Annotated in this window: 1 protein-coding gene; it reads right to left on the reverse strand. The window is 57.4% G+C overall.

Annotated features, from left to right (window positions below; all coding sequences use genetic code 11):
- A partial coding sequence (locus tag ACYP5B_RS15620; RefSeq protein ID WP_459570324.1) for an aldehyde dehydrogenase family protein occupies nucleotides 1–267 on the reverse strand: 267 nt, incomplete at its 3' end.
- Nucleotides 268–828: the final 561 nt, after the last annotated feature.

The raw sequence follows: 828 nt of genomic DNA on the forward strand, positions 1-828 counted from the left end.
TGCTGATAACTTCACTTCGGCGCGTGCTTCGGCGATCCTCTTTCCCATCTCCAGCGTGATAATCTGCGCATATTCTTCCGCCTTGTCTCGCAGGATGGATGCCGCCTTCGCGATAACCCGCGCACGATCCGCAACGGACCGATGCCGCCAATCCAGTTCAAAAGCACTTTGAGCCGTCGCAATAATGTCCGCGATCTCGTGGTCATTCGCGCTTTCGAACGTCTTGACTAATTTTCCTGTCGCCGGGTTGATTGTCTGGTATTCCATCTAGCGGTCCTCGGTGTGTCAGCAGAACAAAGATGGTTAATCGGATCAGATAGGGCCCGAGCCCCTGAATTTCTCGCCATCCATGCATCGTTGACACATTCTGGAATTGACCCTGCCGGCTGACAATCCCATTGGGAACGGATGCGGCGTTCACTGCTAGTTAACATGACGCCGTCGACACAGTCTCCAGGCACGGATGGGCAGGGCGCGTCGGTCAGTGCGCACGTGGCGTGGTCTGGTGTGACGCGAGCGGCCGCTTTCGGCGTAACCATGACGTGTGCTCAGGCGACCTTTTGGAAGCGGACGCACCGGTGGCAAGCAGTGTGGTCAGACTGAACCAGTGGTCCTGAGTGGCGATTGCGTCGCGGCGCCTCTGCGGTCGCGCGATCGTTGTGACGCCTTGTTGACAGCTACGGCGCAACAAGATGCGGGGAGGCGTCGAATTGCCGGGTTAGAGGTGGTTAGAGCAATCCACCCAAGTTAAGCAGCCCCAAAAAAGCTGCGATTGATCAACGCAAGGTATTGACAGGCAAGGAGATTTGAGCGGCCGCCGCCCTGCTT

It is taken from the genome of Cupriavidus sp. 8B, from assembly GCF_054589115.1.